We start from the raw sequence: 19,057 nt of genomic DNA, 5'->3' as shown, positions 1-19,057 counted from the left end.
AGGATCCACCTGTTCCCATCTCGAACACAGTAGTTAAGCTCATAAACGCCGAAAGTACTTGGCTGGAGACGGCCTGGGAGGATAGGAAGCTGCTGATTGACGTAAAGGCACACCTGAGGGTGTGTCTTTTTTGTTATATCACCTTTTTCCGAACGTAAGCTGTACAGAACTGCGGAGCAGTGAAGGTAAATCCACAATGAGCATTGATAGGAATTTAAGTTTAGTTGTAGAAAAAATGATCTTTTTTTATACGTCTATTTTCTTGATACTTTTATTAAAAATATGGTATTCTCATTGTGTATGTAAGTCGATGGGAGTGATTATTTTATATGTATAAATATGGCAAGAGCTGCATTAAAAAGTTGTTATATTGTATTGCAATATGTATTGCAATCTTAGCGGTTTCTATTGGAGTTATGTGGGGTCTGTCTTCAGATTACAAGTTATATGGTGTACCAGTACTTAATTACCATCAAATAAATGATGAGAAACACTCCGCTTTAACATTGCATGTGGATCAGTTTAAGGAGCAGATGGAATACCTCCATAATCATGGGTATAATACGATTACATTGAATCAGTTGTATGATTATTTACAAAATGGTTCGGATTTACCAGAGAAGCCTATAGTAATAACATTTGATGATGGTTATGTGGATAATTATGAACATGCACTGCCTATATTAAAAGAATATAATATGAAAGCTACTTTGTTCATGATTAGTGACGCTGCCAATACGCCTGGTTTTGTAAATACTGCACAAATGCACCAAATGGAGTCTGCTGGTTTTGACATTCAAGGGCATACAAATCATCATAAGATACTAACTCATATGGATCCTACGGAATTGCCTGATGCCATTCTCGGTGGTAAAACATCTATGGAAGGTATCTTAGGAGAACCTATTAGTTACTTGGCCTATCCTGGTGGTTTTAATGATATGCTCGTTCAATATGTTACTAAACAGTCGGGGTATAAAATGGCTTTCACAGTCCAACCAGGAACAGTAAAGCCAGGGGATAATTTATATGCTCTAAATCGACTAGCTGTATTCCAAGGAGATACACCGTTTTTATCGTTCTGGTTGCGCCTACATTGTGCACCGTTTATTAAGTATACTTGGGCATTGCGTGATACATTACGCGATAATGGATGGCCGATATTGGCGTCTGTTATGCCTTTATTTTAGGAGGAATTATGTCTTACGAAGTTGTAGCAAGACCATTACGTGTTGCAGTGTTAACTGTATCTGATACTCGTACATTAGAAACTGATAAGGGGGGCAACAAGGTTCAAGAATTTTTGGAAAAAGCAAATCATATTGTAGCAGATCGCAAAATTGTCATTGATGATTGTGATGCTATAATAAATGCTATGACACCATGGTGTAATGATGAGTCTATTGATGTCATTATATCTACAGGGGGAACTGGTATTGCTATGAGAGATGTTACCATCGAGGCTGTAAATAGCTTATATGAAAAGCATATTCCAGGTTTTGGTGAAATTTTTAGATATTTATCCTATACGGAGGATATTGGAACAAAAGCAATGGCATCTCGTGCGGAAGCTGGAGTTAAGAATAACACTTTGATGTTCTCTATTCCTGGCTCTGTTGGGGCTGTCACCTTAGCGATGAGAAAACTCATCATTCCTGAAATGGGTCATTTGGTGCGCGAAATTACAAAATAATATATATGGAGACTGTTCTTTTGAGAGCAGTCTTTTTATATATGATGACAATCAATATTTGATGGATATAAAAGTAGGTAATTGATCCATAAAATATGAGCATGAGAAGTAAGTGAATTAATTTATTTTGTTTAAAACAATACCATTGCAGTATTGTTTTATTTCATTTATACTAGATTTAGTAATACGTTTGTCCGAGTGCATGAGAAAGGAGACTTTATGAAGTTAAATCAGGCCACGGATTATGCATTTCGCATGGTCTTGCATATGGCGCTACTACCTTCGGGATCGAAGATAACTGGTGCTGTATTGGCTGAGCAAGAGTTGATTCCAGAACGCTTTTTGCTCAAGATTATGCGTAGTCTCATTGCAGCAGGAATTATGAAATCTTTCAGAGGGGTAGATGGTGGGTTTGCCCTGAATCGAAGCCCTCAAGAGATCTCGTTGCTTGATGTAATTAGAGCCGTAGAAGGGGATGCGTATTTACAACGTTGTTTATATGATGTAGGTTCTTGCTCTAAGTCTTGTAAGGGGCATTGCGCTATAAATGAAGCAATGGGCGTGATTCAGCATCAATTGGTCAATCAGTTGGAAGCGGTTAATTTTAAGACCCTTGCCCAACGAGAACAGTTGATTATCGCTGAGGCTTGAGCTTTTTTACAGTCGCAATGATGCAAGGTTTTTTGTAAAAGCTCGTCAAGTGATGTTAGTATTTTATTCTAAGGAGGAAAACACATGTTTGAAGCTGTAGATTTAGCCCGATTGCAATTCGCGCTAACATCTATCTATCACTGGTTATTTGTGCCGTTCACACTAGGTATGACAGTGATTGTTGCTGCTTTAGAGTGGACCTACGTGTCGACTGGTAAAGAAGTATACAAAAAAATGGCTAAGTTCTGGGGCAAATTGTTCCTAATTAACTTTGCTATGGGTGTGGTGACTGGTATTGTTCAGGAATTCCATTTCGGTATGAACTGGGCAGAATATTCTCGTTTTATGGGTGACATTTTCGGCGCTCCATTGGCTCTTGAAGCATTAATGGCATTTTTCTTGGAATCTACATTCATGGGCGTTTGGATTTTCGGTTGGGATCGCTTACATAAATGTGTTCACGCCCTTGTAGCTACATTTGTAGCATTAGGTACAAATCTATCTGCGTTCTGGATTCTTGTAGCAAACTCTTTTATGCAACATCCTGTAGGTTTTGTATTACGCAATGGCCGTGCAGAGATGGAAAATTTCCTGATCATCGTTCAAAATGGCTATGTACCTGGACAATTTTTCCATATTATATTGAATGGTTTATTAACAGCTGGCGTAATTATTATGGCAGTCAGTGCATGGCACTTATTACGCAATAATGCGACAGAGTTCTACCGTCGCTCTGCTAAATGGGGCATGGTTATCGCTCTAGTATTCGGTACTTTAGGTGCATTAGCTGGTCATCACCAAGGTCAGTACATCACAAAAGTACAACCTATGAAAATGGCTGCTATGGAAGCGTTGTGGGAAACACAAGATCCAGCACCATTCTCTTTAGTAGCTAACATTGATACTAAGGCACAAAAGAATACAAATGCTCTTGAAATTCCTGGTGGTTTATCCTTCTTGACTCAAAACTCCTTTACGTCTGGTAAGGTAGAAGGTATCAAAGACCTTCAAGCAAAAGCGGAGGCTCAATATGGCCCTGGCAACTATATTCCAGATGTTCCAGCAATCTTCTGGACATTCCGTGTCATGGTAGCATCCGGTTCTCTTATGTTACTTGTTGCCTTTGTAGGTCTTATCCTAAATGCAAAAGATAAACTTGTTGAAAACCGCACATTCTTAAAAATTATGTTTTGGATGTTGCCATTGCCATTTATCGCTCACTCCACTGGTTGGTTTGTAGCGGAAGCAGGTCGTCAACCATGGCTTGTATATGGTTTGCAATTGACTGCAGATGGTGCGTCTAAATCCGTAACGGCTCCAGAAATTATGACTACAATCATCGGCTTTACACTTGTGTATATCGTGGCTGCTATCGCGGCTATCTATCTTGCTGTAGAACACATTAAAAAAGGTCCGGATGGCAACCCATCTCATGATGTAGTTGAAAAAGAGGAGGCGAGATTATGGAATTAATTTTTAATAACCTTGAAGTGGTATGGTTTATTTTAATTACTGTACTATTCGCTGGCTTCTTCTTATTAGAAGGTTTTGACTATGGTACTGGTATTTTATTACCATTCATTGGTAAAACTGACGTTGAACGTCGACAAATGATCAATGCCTTAGGTCCTGTGTGGGATGGTAATGAAGTTTGGATGATTACTGCCGGAGGGGCATTATTCGCCTCCTTCCCTCACGTGTATGCTACATTATTTAGTGGCTTCTACTTGGCTCTATTCTTGATGCTTGCAGCTCTTATTATTCGTGGCGTATCCTTTGAATTTCGTTCTAAGAGCCCTAATTTGTTATGGCGTAAAACATTCGACTACTGCATCTTCTTTGGCTCCTTGATTCCTGCACTATTATGGGGTGTTACAATAGGTAACTTGATTCAAGGTACTCCAATTGATGCAAGTATGACATATGTTGGTACATTTTTTGATTTATTAAGTCCTTACACAGTACTTTGTGGTATTGCGTTCATTTTGGTATTTACATACCATGGTGGCTTATTTACTTCTATTAAAACAGCTGGCGCTATTTCTGAACGCGCTCGTGCTGCTTCTTTGGTAGTAGGTGTTCCTACAGCTATCGGTGCATTAGTATTGGTAGGTGCAACTTACGTATATACAGATTTGTTTAATTCTGTATTAGCTGTAGTTTGCTTTGCATTAACTATCGTGTTCTTCCTCATTTCTTGGGGCGCAGCACGCACTCGGAATACAAAATGGGGTTTCCTATTCAGCTGTTTATCTGTTATTTCTGTAACAGCTGCATACTTTGCAGGTTTGTTCCCTCGCATTATGGTTTCTTCTTTGAATCCTGAGTGGAGCTTGACTATTACTAATGCAGCTAACTCTACTTACACGTTGACTTTGATGACTTGTGTAGCATTCGTATTTGTGCCAATCATTTTGGTATATCAATCTTGGGTATATTGGACATTCCGTCATCGTGTAACAGAAAAAGATTTACACTATTAATAGAATAGCCTTATAACTCTTGTGAGTAAAAATTAAATTTTAATGTGAGGCGTGCCGTAGCGGCACGCCTCTTTTTTGTGGTAAGATGATTATAATATTGATAAATTTAGATTCACTTGGACTCTTTTAGGCCTATTTAAAGGAATTTAAATTTGTTTGATTTTATATATTTAAGTTGATTTACCATAGAGGATAGTATGATACAGCGTACCGCATTTAAAGCGCTGCTAGAACATAAAGGACGGCTTGGATTACTCGGTTTAACCTGTTTAATAGAAAGTCTGTCAATTGTTGGGCAAGCTTGGTTCTTTGGGACCTTAATAAATAACCTTATATTTTTGGAACATACACTAGCTGATGAAATGAACACCATCATTTATTTGTTTATAGCTATTGTTATGAGATTGGTGGCACATTACGTTCAAGAGGCAGTAGCAAATCACTTGGGGAGTGCTGTAAAAGCATCCTTTAGAGAACGCTCTTTGGCTCATATGTTTAAGCTTGGTGTACAACATAAGGAACGTCATGGCGATGTCATCCATATGCTTACCGATGGTTTAGAGCAAGTTGATGCATATGTGGCTCGTTACATTCCGCAGATTTTATACGCTATTATGATTCCACTTATTATGGGAATCGCTATTATAGATACATTACCAATAATTGGCATTATTTTAATTGTTACGGTGCCTTTAATTCCATTTTTTATGATCTTGATTGGGAAGCAAGCTGATCGATTAAATAAGGAACAATGGGAGCGTATGAGCTTCCTATCGGGGCATTTTTTAGACGTATTGCAAGGGATTACTACGCTAAAACTCTTTGGTCGTGCAAAAGATCAAATTAAGGTTATTGGTCGATTATCTCAAGAGTTTAAAGATTCTACTTTACGAGTATTGCGCGTAGCCTTTTTATCTGCATTAGTACTTGAATTAGTGAGTACTATAAGTACTGCTCTGATTGCGGTATATTTAAGTCTAACCTTATTAGATGGTGAAATTACATTCTTTTCAGCCTTCTTTATTTTGTTGTTAGCGCCGGAGTTCTATACCCCATTTAGACAGTTGGGGGCTGCTTTCCATACGGGGATGGCAGGTAAAACATCTATTCTGAAATACGAAGAATTTATGAATCGTCCTCAGTCCTTACCAGTAGGTGGTGATTCTAAACTTGAGAAATCTATACAAGAGATTGCAATTAAAGATTTAACTTTTATCTATAAAAATAGTAAAAATGGGGTACATCATATCACACTAGAGGCTGAGCGTAATGTACCTATCATGTTAGTTGGTGAAAGCGGAGCTGGTAAATCTACTATTGCCCATATCGTTGGTGGATTTTTACAGGCTCCGAAAGGAACAGTTACTATCGATGGCATTGATATATGTGATTTAGATATCGACTGGTGGCGTCAGCAAATTACCTATGTGTCTCAACATCCACATATTATGAAAGGGACCTTACGAGAGGTCTTGTCCTTTGGGATGGATGTAAGTGATGCAGATATTCTCGATGCTTGCAAAGAGGTTCAACTATTAGATGTTATTAATCGACAACAAGATGGGCTTGATGCGGTTATTGGAGAAGGTGGTTTAGGTCTTAGTGGCGGTGAACGACAGCGTATTGCTTTAGCTCGTGCATTCCTCCGAAAGGGGCAGGTGTTGATTCTTGATGAAGTGACAGCACATCTAGATGTAAAAACAGAATCCATTATAAGTACAGCTATACAGCGTTTGATGGAAAATAATATTGTTATTATTATTGGTCATCGTTTACAAACTATGCACTGGGCATCTAAACTATATGTCTTGAAAAATGGATCAATTATTCAAGAAGGTTCTTATCATGACCTACTTCAAGAAGATGGTTATTTTAAAGAACTTGTTACATCTGGCTTAGGTCAATTTTCAGCAGCTCTAGAAGCCCCATTGCATATTAAAAAAGCATCTAATTTAGAGACTACATTAGATTTAGAGACATCTATTAATAGTACTGACGGTATTGTTAAAGCCGTTGAAAGTTTTGCGATTTTCCAAAGTGGTGAAAAAGCTTCTAATATGGGCTTACAAGGGTGGAAATTATTGTTCTCCGTATTGAGTCCAGCCAAGTGGTCATTAATATTGGCCTTGCTATTTACATTCTTAACTGTATTTATGAATGTAGGGCTTTTAGCGGTATCTTCTTGGCTGTTGGCATCTGCCGCATTGCAACCAGGGCTCACTTATTTGAGTCTTGCTATTGTAGGGGTTCGATTCTTTGGTGTTAGTCGCGCTGTATGTCGTTATTTTGAGCGCTATACATCTCATCGCATGGCCTTTCAAGGTCTTTATGGCCTGCGCTTGTGGTTTTATGCTCATTTGGAACCATTGGCACCTGCTATACTCAAAAGGTTTGGGGCGGGTGATATGTTGGGACGCATCATGGGGGATATAGAGGTATTACAATTCTTCTACTTGCGCACTTTGATTCCACCTGTAGCAGCTGTTGCCTTGACTGTATTGATTGCATATGGAGCCTCTACAATCGACAATAGCTTGATTACGCCAATTCTTTTGTCGGCCTTCATATTAGGTGTAATACTACCTTTGGTCGTTTATGCACATAATAAACAATCTTTACGTGCGATTGGGCCCCAACAAGGTGGTTATAAAGCGCTTTTAAGTGATACTATGGATAGTCTGGAAGATGTGATTAGTTATGGCAATGAAGAAATGGTATATAAGCGTATTCAGCATATGATGCGTAATGTAGATGCTCAAAAAGGTACTATTGAGCGTGGCATGAATATGGGTAATACACTATTCATAGGCGGTGTTCAGTTAACTGTAGTTATTGTAGCTATTATGGCCTCTAATGCGTTAACAGGTGCTTGGGCCAGTGTTATGGTAGCGGTGGCTGCCATTGGTACGCAGGCTTGGTTTGAAGCGTTACAACCTATGATCGCGGCAGTTCATCATGGTGCAGAAAGTAAAGTTGCTACAAGTCGTCTCATGGCTCTTAGTAATGAACCTATATCTATTGTAGATCCTATATCACCAAAATCGTTTAATCCTAATGATGATATTATTTTTACAGATGTATCCTTTGGTTATGATGAATATCGACATATTTATGAGAATCTTAGACTACATATTCAACAAGGACAATCTATTGCTATCGTTGGTGCTAGTGGATCTGGTAAGACGACATTGTTTAATATGCTTGAGCGACTATATGATTATGGTGGTTCCATTCGTATAGGTGCAGTGGAGTTGAAAGATATTTCAATTGATACTTGGCGTAATGCATTGGGAACTATAACTCAAGATACGTATATTTTTAATGCATCCTTTAAAGACAATATACGTCTTGCTAGACCTGAGGCGTCTAAAGAAGACTTAGAGCAAGCCATTAATCGCGCCTCATTGCGTTCCGTAGTCGAAAAATTACCAGAGGGGAGGAATACGATTGTAGGTAGTGGAGGCCAAGGTTTGAGTGGTGGCGAGCGTCAAAGAATTGCATTAGCTAGATTGTTCTTACGCAATCCTAAAATTATTTTATTAGATGAACCTTTAGAGGGTTTAGATCAAGTAACACGAAAAGCCTTGCATCGTGATTTGATGCATTATGTAGATGGTAAGACATGTCTATATATTACGCATCAATTGGAAGGTTTAGAACAAATGGATCGAATTATATTTATGGATAGAGGTCAAATTGTTGAAGATGGAACGTATGAAGAATTGATAGCTCTTCGAGGGCGTTTCTATGAATACTGTTATTTATCTATGGCAAGTATTCAATAAAACTAAATATCAATAAAAGTATCTATTACAAATGCTTGATTGTAGATTGGATAATATTTTAATTTCATGTTGCAATTTAAGACCTATATTTAAGACTTATTATGAACATTAAATTATAATAGGAACAATATTAAACTACAGTAATAAAGCCCCTTTTGCTATGTAAAAAGGGGCTTTAGTTATATTTATATTTAATAGTATATGTAGTATACTTTTATCGATAAATCATGCAACATATGGTATAATTTTTATATTAAAACCTATTTTTTCACCCTTGGAGGGGTTATGACTAAAATCTTCACCAAATTACGAGCTTTGGTGGATGAAGCATTATCTGATCGTGATGCGGTAGTGGATAAGGCGCCCGTACTAGAAAAAGCACCTTTAGAACAAGATTTATTTGACCATCGCTTACTATATATTGAAGAAGATATGGTTAATCGCATGTTGCGTGCCGCTCTTCGCAATCATTGGTTCTTTTATGCTATAACATTTGAATTTGAACCAAACAATCAAATATTCCTATCCATTATTACAAAATGGGGGAATGTGATTAATGTGGAATTCACCTTAGAGGATTTATGGTTTGATGATTATTCATCATCCTTTGCAATTCGTCTTGATACAAACAATATAGATACAGGTGGGTTTATTTTGAACTCCATTTTACACTTGTTGGGAAACTGGTGTCTCAGTCTCTTTGGTATATTCTTTAACCCTATTGCATTGGGAGAAAAAGGATCTACCGTACGCTTTGAGAAAAAGGGGATTATCCAGTTTGACTTATTGCCTAATACACAAGTGAAGAAATTCATACCTATGCCTGAGCGTCATATTGGTAGCAATGGACCTGTTTTGTTGGGGAACCCGCGTACCAGTCAATCTGTGTTGCAGTTAGATTACTATGCGTTCCATGATCCTGTAGATACTTTTACAGTACCGGATGTGCCGACTCGCACTAGCTGGCTTCGTTCTATTGATATTGCAGCAGTTCTTTTATTGCCAATTGGTGTATGGATTACATTTATTATCTTGCATCACTACTTACCGACGGAAACGTTGGAGTTCTCGTTTTCCACGTACTTTTTGATTTCATTGGGGATTTTCATCATTTCCTTCTTAGTTATGAATATTCCGCGGTATTTGTACATGTATTTTGATTCTCGCAAACAGTGGCAAAGTGCGTTTGTACATAACAATATCAAAATTCAAATGCGTAAACTACATCGTCGTATCTTCATGCAACAAGCTACATTGACATCTGATTGTGATGAGGATACAGCCAATGAAAGTCAAGAGCGAATCAAACACCTCTTGTTGCAAATTCGAGATAAGCGATTTCTTGCTAATCGTCTTAAAATTGCAGATGATGATAGAGCGCGTAAACAAAAGGTTAAGTTTATTATTGCTTATATCGGGTGTACATTGATTGAGTTGATGTTACTGATGAATTAATGTCATAAGAAATATAAAATATAAAAACGTATCTCCATGTGATATGTCCCCCTTTACTGGATATCCAATAAAAGGGGTACATATCAATGAGAGATACGTTTTTTGATTACAAGTTATTAATTTTGGTTATCGTTTTTTACGACGTTTTCGAGCTGGTTTGCGGTTTTCTTGTTTTTTGCTTGATACAGGAGTTTGTACGGATTCATATGTTGGCTGATTTACAGGCATAAATGGAGGATTACCGTATTGGTTAGGCTCAGGTTGTCCTGGCAATACCCAGAATAGGAAGCCGATGAGCCATATAAAAAGCTCTAGCATGTAATTGAATGGAGAGACAGCCGAGTAAGTATTAATGAAGATCATAATTACCGACCAAAGAATTCCTGCCCATGCATTGAAGCCGATGTCGTGAATACGACGACCAAATAAGACACAAGATAATGGGAAGAGGGTTGCTAATAAGAGCCAGACAATGACTCTAGTCAACCAATATGTAGGTAGGGATACGACAAAGTCCAAGAACATGTTATCTATGTAGTGGACAATATGAAATAAAATCATTAAAGCGATGAAGCAAATGATAAATTGTAGTCGATTTAACCGTCCCGTTAAGTTAAAAATCGATAAGCCCATGCGACGTCCTTGGAATGCAATGAGCAAACCCATGGCACATATGAGCAGTGTTCGTAATACAACATAAAGTAAATCCATAAGTTCCCCTTTATTTATAGCTTATAGTTGAGTTAATTCTGGCAAAACTAGCTCAAATGCGACTCCCTGTTTCAGTGATTGTACTGTATCTAACGTTGCTTGAATCGCTTTAGTAGTAAATTTCATTGCCAGTTCTGCTGCATCATAAGGAGAATATCCCCTCATTACAGCACCTGATAATACAGCAGTAAAAATATCTCCTGTGCCTGTAGCCTTTACAGGGACCAGAGGGATAGAGTATGTTTTTAAAAAGTCTGTAGGTCCATCATAGACCGCAATAACAGCATGTGTTTTTGATGGGACGCTAGTCATGATAACCATTTCAGGGCCCATGTGATGTAATTGTTTACACCGTTTGCGCAATTCATCCTCACTAATAGGGTCTGTCGAGAATGGAATATCTAATAAGAAGCAAACCTCAGTATAGTTTGGTTTTACGATGTGGGCCTTTGACACGAGTTGGCGCATAGCAACAACCATATCTGGAGTGTAGATAGAATAAAGGCGACCATCGTCAGCCATTGCGGGATCAACGATAACCATTTGGCCATTATTGGCAAATCGATTGATAGCTTCTTCGACGAGGTGAATTTGTTCTGGTGATGCCAAGAATCCACTTACAATAGCGTGAAAGTCAATTTCGTTTTTATCCCAACAGTTCATAAAGTCTCTCATATGAGCAGATAAATCTACGAATTCATAGTGTGGATACTCTAAGTGATTGCTTAGTACCGCTGTTGCTAAAGGAACCGCCTGGCAGCGCATAGCACTGATGATAGGAATCATAACGGTAAGGGCACAACGTCCGATGGAGCTCATGTCTTGAATTGTTAAAACTCTAGGTACTGTTGTCATAGATACCTCCAAATAAATATATATTTTATTGTACGTTATGTAAGGCTTTCTGTAAATGTAATGATGTTAATCATGAAATTAGCTTCATAATGTAGTATAATAAAACGAATAGACTTTTTATGGAGGAAAGTGACAATGACGAGGTATGTATTTCGACGTCTAGGTGGCGCAATCATAATCTTATGGGTCATCATTACCGTAACATTTGCACTAATGCATGCAATACCGGGAGGGCCTTTTACAACAGAAAAAAAATTACCGCCTCAGGTGAAAGCGAGCATTGAGGCTAAATATCATCTTGATGATCCCGTGTGGAAACAGTATGGAGATTATTTAGGTGGCGTCATTACAGGTGACTTAGGCCCATCATTTAAGTATGAAGGCCGTAGTGTAAACGATATTATTAGCGATGCATTTCCAATTTCCGCGCAGCTCGGTTTATTATCTTTAATGGTAGCTGTAGTTGGTGGTATTACAGCTGGTGCTATCAGCGCCATGAGACCTAATAGTATTGTGGATTATGCGGTGACTGTATTATCTACAATCGGTATATCTGTGCCTACATTTATTATTGGTGCTGTCCTTGTATACATTGTAGGCTTTGAACTGGGCTGGTTCCCTGTGGCTTTATGGCGTGGCCCATCTTATATGGTGTTGCCCGTGTTGACATTGGCAGCGCAACCGATGGCCTTTATTGCTCGTTTAACGCGCAGTGGTTTACTTGATGTGTATCAACAAGAATACATTCGCACAGCTCGTGCAAAAGGTCTAGGTTCTTGGACCATTTTGACTTGTCATGCACTAGGTAATGCGATTTTGCCAGTTATTACATACTTAGGCCCATTGGCAGCTAGCTTGTTAACAGGTAGCTTTATCGTTGAAACGATTTTTGCGATTCCTGGGTTAGGTCAGTATTTTGTAACATCAATTTATAACCGTGATTATACAGTTATTCTTGGTATTACAATTTTCTATAGTGCTCTTGTGGTATTTCTTAATATTTTGGTGGATATGATTTATCCATTAATCGATCCACGAGTTACAACAGAGGAGGGGACAGATGAATAAGGAAGACTTTTTACCTATTGAACGGGCCCCTCAAGAAGAGATTACTAGTTTTATAAAGCGTCCTAGTAAATGGGAGCGATTTAAGGTAAATCGTTTGGCCGTAGTCGGGGCGAGCATCATCTTGGTGATGATTGTACTCGCTATCTTAGGGCCACTTATTTCACCTTATACATATGCGGATCAATCTTTAATCGATGCGAACCAAAGTCCAAGCTTTAGTCATTGGTTTGGTACGGACACATTGGGCCGTGATATTTATACGCGTGTTATGTATGGTGCGCGTATTTCCTTAACTATTGGTTTTGTGGCAGCTTTCATCAACCTTGTAATCGGCGTTGCCTATGGCGGTATTGCAGGTTATATGGGTGGTAAAGTAGACCGCATCATGATGGGCATTGTAGATGTTTTGTACGGCATTCCACTTTTACTATACGTTATCTTGTTGATGGTTGTACTTGGACATGGTCTTACATCTATTTTCGTAGCATTAGGTATTGCGTATTGGCTTAATATGGCCCGTATCGTACGTAGCCAAATTTTGAAAGTTAAAAACGAAGAATACATCATCGCTGCAGAAGCCATGGGTATTCCGAAGCATCGCATTTTATTGCGTCATATTTTGCCAAACTGTGTAGGGCCTATCATTATTACTTTAACATTGGCCATTCCAGAGGCAATTTTTACAGAAGCATTCCTTAGTTTTATCGGCTTAGGTGTAAATGCACCTATGGCAAGCTGGGGTGTATTAGCTTCTGAAGGTATTAGTAGCATGCGCTCTTATCCGTTCCAATTGATTTTCCCAGCTGTTGCTATTAGTATTACCATGCTTGGTTTCGCATTTTTTGGCGACGGTTTACGTAATGTATTAGACCCTAAGGAAGGAGATAGATAATGAATAATGCTATTGTTGATGTACGTAATGTATCTATTACCATCAATACCTTCCAAGGTCCGTTGCGAGTTATTCGCAATCAAGATATTTCTTTATACCCTGGTGAGATTTTAGGTATAGTCGGGGAATCTGGGTGTGGTAAATCCGTTTTAGTTAACTCTTTAATGGGCTTATTGCCATATGGTAAAACTAAAATTAAAGCGGATACATTCATGATTGATGGTCATGATTGTTTAGGATTTACTGAAGATGATTGGAATGAACTTCGTGGTACGACGGTTGCCATGGTGTTCCAAGATCCTATGACCTCCTTGAATCCTATCATGACCATTGGAGAGCAAATGTATGAGGTTATCCATCGTACAAATGCGTATGGTGAAGATTACGATGAAAGGGCCATTGCCATCGATTTGTTGAAGAAGATGGGCCTATCTACACCGGAACGACGTTTGTCTCAATATCCTCATGAGTTGAGTGGCGGTATGCGTCAACGCGTATGTATCGCTATGGCGGTAGCCGGTCGTCCTAAGATTTTGATTTGTGATGAGCCCACAACAGCTCTTGATATTACTACAGAGGCACAAATTTTACGCCTTATGCAAACATTAGCCGTAGAGGCTGGCATTGGTATCATCTTTATCTCTCATAACCTACGTGTTATTGCTCAAATTTGTGATCGGGTTATGGTTATGTACGCAGGTAAATGTGTTGAGTCTGCTACAGTAGATGGTATTTTTAGCGAGCCTCGTCACCCATATACTTTGGGGCTGTTGCTTGCATTGCCTCAAGGTAAATGGCACGGTGAATTGAAGGCCGTTGAAGGTCAACCACCTGATCTATTTGATTTACCTCGTGGATGCGCATTTAATCCTCGTTGTAAATGGGCTATGCGAATCTGCGGTAGTCGGGTTCCGATGGTTACAAATGTTGGTGAAAGTCACCAGTTTACATGTTGGTTAGCTAAGTTGGAGGGACTTTAATGAGTTACGTATGGGAGACTGACAATCTCGTTAAAGAGTTCACCCTGTCAGGCGGCTTATTTAAGCCAAAACAAACGGTACACGCCGTACAAGGCGTGAGTCTATATCAATCACCAGGGGAAACCTTAGGTATCGTAGGGGAATCTGGATGTGGTAAATCTACATTTGGTTACACTTTGATGGGTTTATATCAAGCTACATCTGGTTCTATTTATATGAATGGTCGACATATCAACCCTTATGTGGATAGAGAGTCTGTTCACCCGGTGATGCAAATGGTATTTCAAAATCCTTATGCATCCCTTAATCCGCGGCTTACGGTTAATGCAATTTTAGAGGAGCCTTTAGAATTGAATCCAAAGTATACACCCCGAGATCGCGTGATTCGTGTAAAAGAGGTGCTTGACCAAGTTGGCTTAAATATGTCATTTGGTGAGCGTTATGCTCATGAACTATCTGGTGGGCAACGTCAACGTATCGGCATTGCACGGGCTCTTATTATGGAGCCTCAATGTATTATTTGTGATGAGCCGATTTCTGCGTTAGATGTATCTATCCAAGTGCAAATTATGACATTACTAGAACGGTTACAAGAACAACATGGTATTTCGTACCTCTTTATTTCTCATGATTTAAATATGGTGCGCTACATTAGTCATCGCATGGTTGTTATGTATTTAGGTGCCGTCATGGAAGAAGGTCCTGCATTGGATTTATATGAATTCCCTCAGCATCCGTATACCCGTGCATTGACGGCCTTAAATGGTCCAGTTATGCCACATGCACCAATTGGGGCACCTCTTAAAGGGGATCCACCAAATCCACTAGACCCACCAAAAGGGTGTCTGTTTAGTGGTCGATGCCCAGAAGCGGAAGGTCGTTGTTTTACAGAACGTCCACCACTTCGAGATTGGGCAGATCGCCGCATCGCATGCTGGCACATATAATGGGAGAATAGTATGGAAAAACTAATTGTTGGCAAGTCCTTGGAACATCAACTAGATACAGTCATTAAAGAATTGGCACCAGCAGGGAATATATCTTATGCGGTGCTACAATTTGATGATGAAGAGGAACCAACACTCATCGCAGCTAGAGGTGAAAATACTGTACATTCTAGTGCGAGTTTAATTAAGGTACTTATCATGGAATATGTCTTTCATTTAGCGCGTACGGAGCAATTGGACATTAATGATACAGTTCCTTTATCTAGAACTCCACGCGTTGAAGGTGGCGGCGCACTACAAGAGTTAGTTGGTAAACATAGTTTTACATATCTTGAGTTATGCCGTCTCATGATGGTTCTTAGTGATAATATCGCAACAAATCTACTCATCACAGTGCTCGGCATGGAAAATATTAATGCTCGTGCAGAAAAGCTTGGTGTGGATGAGATTGAGCTTAATCGCATGATGATGGACCTTAACGCTCTAGCTGAAGGTCGTGATAATCACATTACAGCTATGTCGTTAGCTCGTTTGTATAAACACATTTTTGAATGTCGTGATAGAGATGCTTATGGCCGAGAAATGTGGAATATTTTAGGTCGCCAACAATTCCGTGATATCTTACCATTTTACTGGGGAGAAGGCATACGCTTTCACCATAAAACAGGATCCCTTGATCGCGTAGAGCATGATGGGGGTATAATAGAAACATTTAGAGGTCATTTCTGCTTTATCCTTTTAATGAGCGATATCGATAATGACCGAGGCAAAGAGTTAGGCGCTCGAGTTGGGCGCATCATGAAAGAATTTGTAGAGGAAGCATTGCCATGATGGATAAACGAAACTTGTTAAAACTCATGGTCCTCGCTCTAGGGGTGAGCGTACTCTTATTCGTATTTGGGTACCCTCGTGGTGTTCAACCAATCGATGAACACACAATCCGCTATGTTATTGAGCAGGAACCATCCACATTGGATCCCGCAAAGTCTACTACCTCTCCGGAGGCTACGGTTCAACTTCAATTATTCGATGGTCTAGTTCGTTTGAATGATGAAAGTGAACCTGAAGCAGCACTTGCTAAAAATTGGGACATCTCCGATGATGGTCGTGAGTATACCTTCCATTTACGACCTAATTTAAAATGGTCCAATGGAGAGCCTTTGACGGCTTATGACTTTGAATACGCTTGGAAGCGCGTATTAGACCCTGAAGTCCATGCGGATAATGCATATATGTTATATGTATTGGAAAATGGTGAAGCTTTTAATACGGGGAAAGCTGCAGCTGAAGATGTTGGGGTTAAAGCTATTGATGAGGATACATTGGTAGTTACCTTAGAAAATCCAACGGCTTATTTCTTGAAATTATTAGCGTCTCATAGCTATTATCCAGTGAGTAAAAAAGCAGTAGAAGCTCACGAAAACTGGGCGGCTAATGCGGAAACAATAGTATCTAATGGTCCATATCGTTTACTTTCTTGGAAGCATAATGGGGAAATGGATTTCATTAAGAATCCAAACTATTGGGATGCAGAATCTGTGAAGACAGAGAAAATGAATTGGCCTATTAGTGAGTCTCAAAGTACACGCCTTACCTTAGTTGAAGGTGGCGAAGCTGATATGACGGTTGAGCCTCCTGTAGCGGATCAAAAACGTCTAGAAGAAGCCGGCCTATTACATATTGGACCTATGCTTGGTAACTATTATTACGTATTCAATGTTAAAGCAGAACCTTTCACAGATCCAGATGTGCGTAAAGCCTTTTCTATGGTTATCAACCGTGCTAATATTGTTAATAATATTGTTAGAGGCGGTAAAGAGCCAGCTTATGCATTCGTACCATATGGTATGCTTGAAAGCAATGGTCGTGAAGACTTCCGTGAAGCTGGTAGCTATCTCGTATACGAAGATGTAGAGCAAGCCAAGGAAATCCTGAAAAAGGCTGGCTATGGCAAAAATCGTCCATTGCCGCAAATTACGATTTTGTATAATACAAGTGAATTACATAAAGCTATTGCAGAAGCAATTCAAGATGCATGGATAAATGCATTTGGCGCAGATGTACGCTTACAAAATCAAGAGACAAAGGTATTCTTGGCAGACCGTGAAGCTGGCAAGTACCAAGTAGCTCGCGCTTCTTGGGTTGCCGATTATAGCGATCCACAAAACTTTTTAGAGGTATTTTCTGCTGAAGATAATGATGGTCAGTATCATAGTGATGAGTATAATGAGTTGATTGCACGTATTCGTACAACTCCAAATGGGGCGGCTCGTGATGCGTTGATGCATGAAGCAGAAAAGATGATTTTTGATGAATCTCTTGTTATGCCGTTGTACTTTACAACACAACCATATGTGACAAACGGAACAATTCAAAATTATTTCTGGACCACATTGGGACTTGTTGACTTTAAAAAAGCATACAAATAAGATACACTTAAGACGTACACCTTGTGTACGTCTTTTGTTGTATGGGAATATTAATATATTAGTCTTTTGTTGCATGGGATTATTAATATATTATAAGTTAACAGGTATTTTCTGAGGATATATGGACTGGATTGAACCAAAACGTTTGGCACCGGGGATGACCATAGGTATTATGGCACCTGCTAGTGCTAGCGATGAAGATTTACATAGAATAGAAGAAATTTGTAAGGCTAAAGACTATAAGGTGCTTGTAGGTGAAAGTGCAAGGAGAAAGGGGCTATATGGAGGCACGCCTGAGGAGCAAGCCGTAGAATTTCAATACATGATGACTGCGGCTCCTTGTGATATGGTTCTTGCCTTGCGCGGTGGTTATGGCACGATGCGCTATTTAGATTTATTAGATTATAAAGCGATTCGTAAGTATCGGAAGGCTTTTGTTGGATATAGTGATTGTACAGCACTTCATATGGCTATTAATCGATATAGCCGCCTCATTACTTATCATGGACCTATGGGGGTAGATTTTAAATTAGACCGTAAGTCAGATATTGATACACTATTTAATGCTTTAGAAGGCAAATTAAAAGTTATAGAACCCTTGCCAGAGCCTCCCCGAGGTGCAATTGGCACAGAACTCGGTGAGGGTATTTTACGAGGTGGTAATATGACGATGGTATCCATGCTATCGGGAACGCCTTATTTTTTAGAGAATGAATCATGGGAAGATACCTTACTATTTATTGAAGATGTAGGGGAGGCTCCTTATAAGCTGGATCGCATGTTACAACAATTTCGACTCAGCGGTTTGTTGAGCCGTATTAAAGGCTTAGTCATTGGTACCTTTACAGATTGTGAAGGAGATGAAGATGAGCGTGATTACGATTTAGGTTATGAAGCATTGCGCTATATGGAGGAAAATAGAAATCCAAAATTACCAGATCCTTTTGTATGCTATGTGCCAACGGGACATGGGGCGCCACATCAAACATTACCGCTAGGAGCGACGATTAGCTTTAGATATATTTCTAATACCATCATCGTTCATCCTTATACGAAATAGTTAAGAGCTTTTGGATGAACGATTTTACTTAATAGACAAATAGATATT

At 39.2% G+C, this 19,057-nt stretch carries 16 protein-coding genes and 1 rRNA gene; 15 read left to right on the top strand and 2 right to left on the bottom strand.

Features of this window, described 5'->3' with window-relative positions:
• The 8 genes from rrf to E7A03_RS08045 form a co-directional block, all read left to right on the top strand.
• Nucleotides 1-98, top strand: a 5S ribosomal RNA gene (gene rrf, locus E7A03_RS08080); the annotation flags it as partial.
• A 231-nt stretch (nt 99-329) separates the two neighbouring features.
• Entirely contained in the window at nt 330-1,190 is an 861-nt protein-coding gene (locus E7A03_RS08075) for a polysaccharide deacetylase family protein (protein ID WP_287509041.1), read from the top strand.
• A gap of 8 nt (nt 1,191-1,198) precedes the next feature.
• Entirely contained in the window at nt 1,199-1,693 is a 495-nt protein-coding gene (locus tag E7A03_RS08070; RefSeq protein ID WP_287509040.1) for a MogA/MoaB family molybdenum cofactor biosynthesis protein, read from the top strand.
• Nucleotides 1,694-1,912: 219 nt separating this feature from the next.
• A complete protein-coding gene (locus tag E7A03_RS08065; protein ID WP_021147851.1) occupies nt 1,913-2,344 on the top strand; it encodes an RrF2 family transcriptional regulator in 432 nt (143 codons plus the stop codon).
• Between the two features lie 84 nt (nt 2,345-2,428).
• A complete protein-coding gene (locus E7A03_RS08060; protein ID WP_287509039.1) occupies nt 2,429-3,817 on the top strand; it encodes a cytochrome ubiquinol oxidase subunit I in 1,389 nt (462 codons plus the stop codon).
• Nucleotides 3,808-4,827, top strand: a complete 1,020-nt coding sequence (gene cydB, locus E7A03_RS08055) for a cytochrome d ubiquinol oxidase subunit II (RefSeq protein WP_316073996.1) — start codon at nt 3,808-3,810, stop codon at nt 4,825-4,827. The genes E7A03_RS08060 and cydB overlap by 10 nt, the downstream gene beginning before the upstream one ends.
• A gap of 197 nt (nt 4,828-5,024) precedes the next feature.
• Nucleotides 5,025-8,612: a thiol reductant ABC exporter subunit CydD gene (gene cydD / locus E7A03_RS08050; protein WP_316073995.1), complete on the top strand. Its 3,588-nt coding sequence runs from the start codon at nt 5,025-5,027 to the stop codon at nt 8,610-8,612.
• A 285-nt stretch (nt 8,613-8,897) separates the two neighbouring features.
• A complete protein-coding gene (locus E7A03_RS08045) occupies nt 8,898-10,067 on the top strand; it encodes a hypothetical protein (protein WP_156696945.1) in 1,170 nt (389 codons plus the stop codon).
• Nucleotides 10,068-10,193: 126 nt separating this feature from the next.
• Here E7A03_RS08045 and E7A03_RS08040 read toward each other — a convergent pair whose 3' ends face one another.
• Both E7A03_RS08040 and E7A03_RS08035 read right to left on the bottom strand, forming a co-directional pair.
• Nucleotides 10,194-10,778, bottom strand: coding sequence for a DUF805 domain-containing protein (locus E7A03_RS08040; protein WP_316073994.1), 585 nt, complete (start codon nt 10,776-10,778; stop codon nt 10,194-10,196).
• Between the two features lie 21 nt (nt 10,779-10,799).
• Nucleotides 10,800-11,633, bottom strand: a complete 834-nt coding sequence (locus tag E7A03_RS08035) for a pyridoxamine kinase (RefSeq protein WP_316073992.1) — start codon at nt 11,631-11,633, stop codon at nt 10,800-10,802.
• Between the two features lie 135 nt (nt 11,634-11,768).
• Between E7A03_RS08035 and E7A03_RS08030 the strand changes: the two genes are divergently transcribed.
• From E7A03_RS08030 to E7A03_RS08000, 7 genes are all read left to right on the top strand, one after another.
• The gene (locus tag E7A03_RS08030) at nt 11,769-12,701 is read left to right on the top strand and encodes an ABC transporter permease (RefSeq protein WP_316073990.1); all 933 of its coding nucleotides are present in this window, start codon (nt 11,769-11,771) and stop codon (nt 12,699-12,701) included.
• Nucleotides 12,694-13,593 carry an ABC transporter permease gene (locus tag E7A03_RS08025; RefSeq protein ID WP_316073987.1) on the top strand — a complete coding sequence of 300 codons (900 nt, stop codon included), beginning with the start codon at nt 12,694-12,696 and terminating at the stop codon, nt 13,591-13,593. The genes E7A03_RS08030 and E7A03_RS08025 overlap by 8 nt, the downstream gene beginning before the upstream one ends.
• A complete protein-coding gene (locus tag E7A03_RS08020) occupies nt 13,593-14,573 on the top strand; it encodes an ABC transporter ATP-binding protein (protein ID WP_058948494.1) in 981 nt (326 codons plus the stop codon). The genes E7A03_RS08025 and E7A03_RS08020 overlap by 1 nt, the downstream gene beginning before the upstream one ends.
• Complete coding sequence (locus E7A03_RS08015; protein ID WP_024060953.1) at nt 14,573-15,520, top strand: ABC transporter ATP-binding protein; 948 nt, start codon at nt 14,573-14,575, stop codon at nt 15,518-15,520. Before E7A03_RS08020 ends, E7A03_RS08015 begins: the two co-directional genes overlap by 1 nt.
• 12 nt (nt 15,521-15,532) lie before the next feature.
• A complete protein-coding gene (locus E7A03_RS08010; RefSeq protein ID WP_316073984.1) occupies nt 15,533-16,351 on the top strand; it encodes a serine hydrolase in 819 nt (272 codons plus the stop codon).
• Complete coding sequence (locus E7A03_RS08005) at nt 16,348-17,949, top strand: peptide ABC transporter substrate-binding protein (RefSeq protein WP_004695386.1); 1,602 nt, start codon at nt 16,348-16,350, stop codon at nt 17,947-17,949. Before E7A03_RS08010 ends, E7A03_RS08005 begins: the two co-directional genes overlap by 4 nt.
• A 121-nt stretch (nt 17,950-18,070) precedes the next feature.
• Nucleotides 18,071-19,009, top strand: coding sequence for a S66 peptidase family protein (locus E7A03_RS08000; RefSeq protein ID WP_287509034.1), 939 nt, complete (start codon nt 18,071-18,073; stop codon nt 19,007-19,009).
• Nucleotides 19,010-19,057: the final 48 nt, after the last annotated feature.

The organism is Veillonella parvula (assembly GCF_032472435.1).
Classification (GTDB): domain Bacteria; phylum Bacillota; class Negativicutes; order Veillonellales; family Veillonellaceae; genus Veillonella; species Veillonella parvula_N.
The sequence above is the reverse complement of the archived record's forward strand: the minus strand, read 5'-3'. Positions and strand labels throughout refer to the sequence as shown.

Bases quoted from the DNA above. Each gene is read 5' to 3' on its own strand.
- E7A03_RS08025 (WP_316073987.1), top strand. From the start codon at position 12,694: ATGAATAAGGAAGACTTTTTACCTATTGAACGGGCCCCTCAAGAAGAG.
- E7A03_RS08035 (WP_316073992.1), bottom strand. From the start codon at position 11,633: ATGACAACAGTACCTAGAGTTTTAACAATTCAAGACATGAGCTCCATC.
- E7A03_RS08075 (WP_287509041.1), top strand. From the start codon at position 330: ATGTATAAATATGGCAAGAGCTGCATTAAAAAGTTGTTATATTGTATT.
- E7A03_RS08045 (WP_156696945.1), top strand. From the start codon at position 8,898: ATGACTAAAATCTTCACCAAATTACGAGCTTTGGTGGATGAAGCATTA.
- E7A03_RS08040 (WP_316073994.1), bottom strand. From the start codon at position 10,778: ATGGATTTACTTTATGTTGTATTACGAACACTGCTCATATGTGCCATG.
- E7A03_RS08000 (WP_287509034.1), top strand. From the start codon at position 18,071: ATGGACTGGATTGAACCAAAACGTTTGGCACCGGGGATGACCATAGGT.
- E7A03_RS08070 (WP_287509040.1), top strand. From the start codon at position 1,199: ATGTCTTACGAAGTTGTAGCAAGACCATTACGTGTTGCAGTGTTAACT.
- cydD (WP_316073995.1), top strand. From the start codon at position 5,025: ATGATACAGCGTACCGCATTTAAAGCGCTGCTAGAACATAAAGGACGG.
- E7A03_RS08020 (WP_058948494.1), top strand. From the start codon at position 13,593: ATGAATAATGCTATTGTTGATGTACGTAATGTATCTATTACCATCAAT.
- E7A03_RS08005 (WP_004695386.1), top strand. From the start codon at position 16,348: ATGATGGATAAACGAAACTTGTTAAAACTCATGGTCCTCGCTCTAGGG.
- E7A03_RS08015 (WP_024060953.1), top strand. From the start codon at position 14,573: ATGAGTTACGTATGGGAGACTGACAATCTCGTTAAAGAGTTCACCCTG.
- E7A03_RS08010 (WP_316073984.1), top strand. From the start codon at position 15,533: ATGGAAAAACTAATTGTTGGCAAGTCCTTGGAACATCAACTAGATACA.
- E7A03_RS08065 (WP_021147851.1), top strand. From the start codon at position 1,913: ATGAAGTTAAATCAGGCCACGGATTATGCATTTCGCATGGTCTTGCAT.
- cydB (WP_316073996.1), top strand. From the start codon at position 3,808: ATGGAATTAATTTTTAATAACCTTGAAGTGGTATGGTTTATTTTAATT.
- E7A03_RS08030 (WP_316073990.1), top strand. From the start codon at position 11,769: ATGACGAGGTATGTATTTCGACGTCTAGGTGGCGCAATCATAATCTTA.
- E7A03_RS08060 (WP_287509039.1), top strand. From the start codon at position 2,429: ATGTTTGAAGCTGTAGATTTAGCCCGATTGCAATTCGCGCTAACATCT.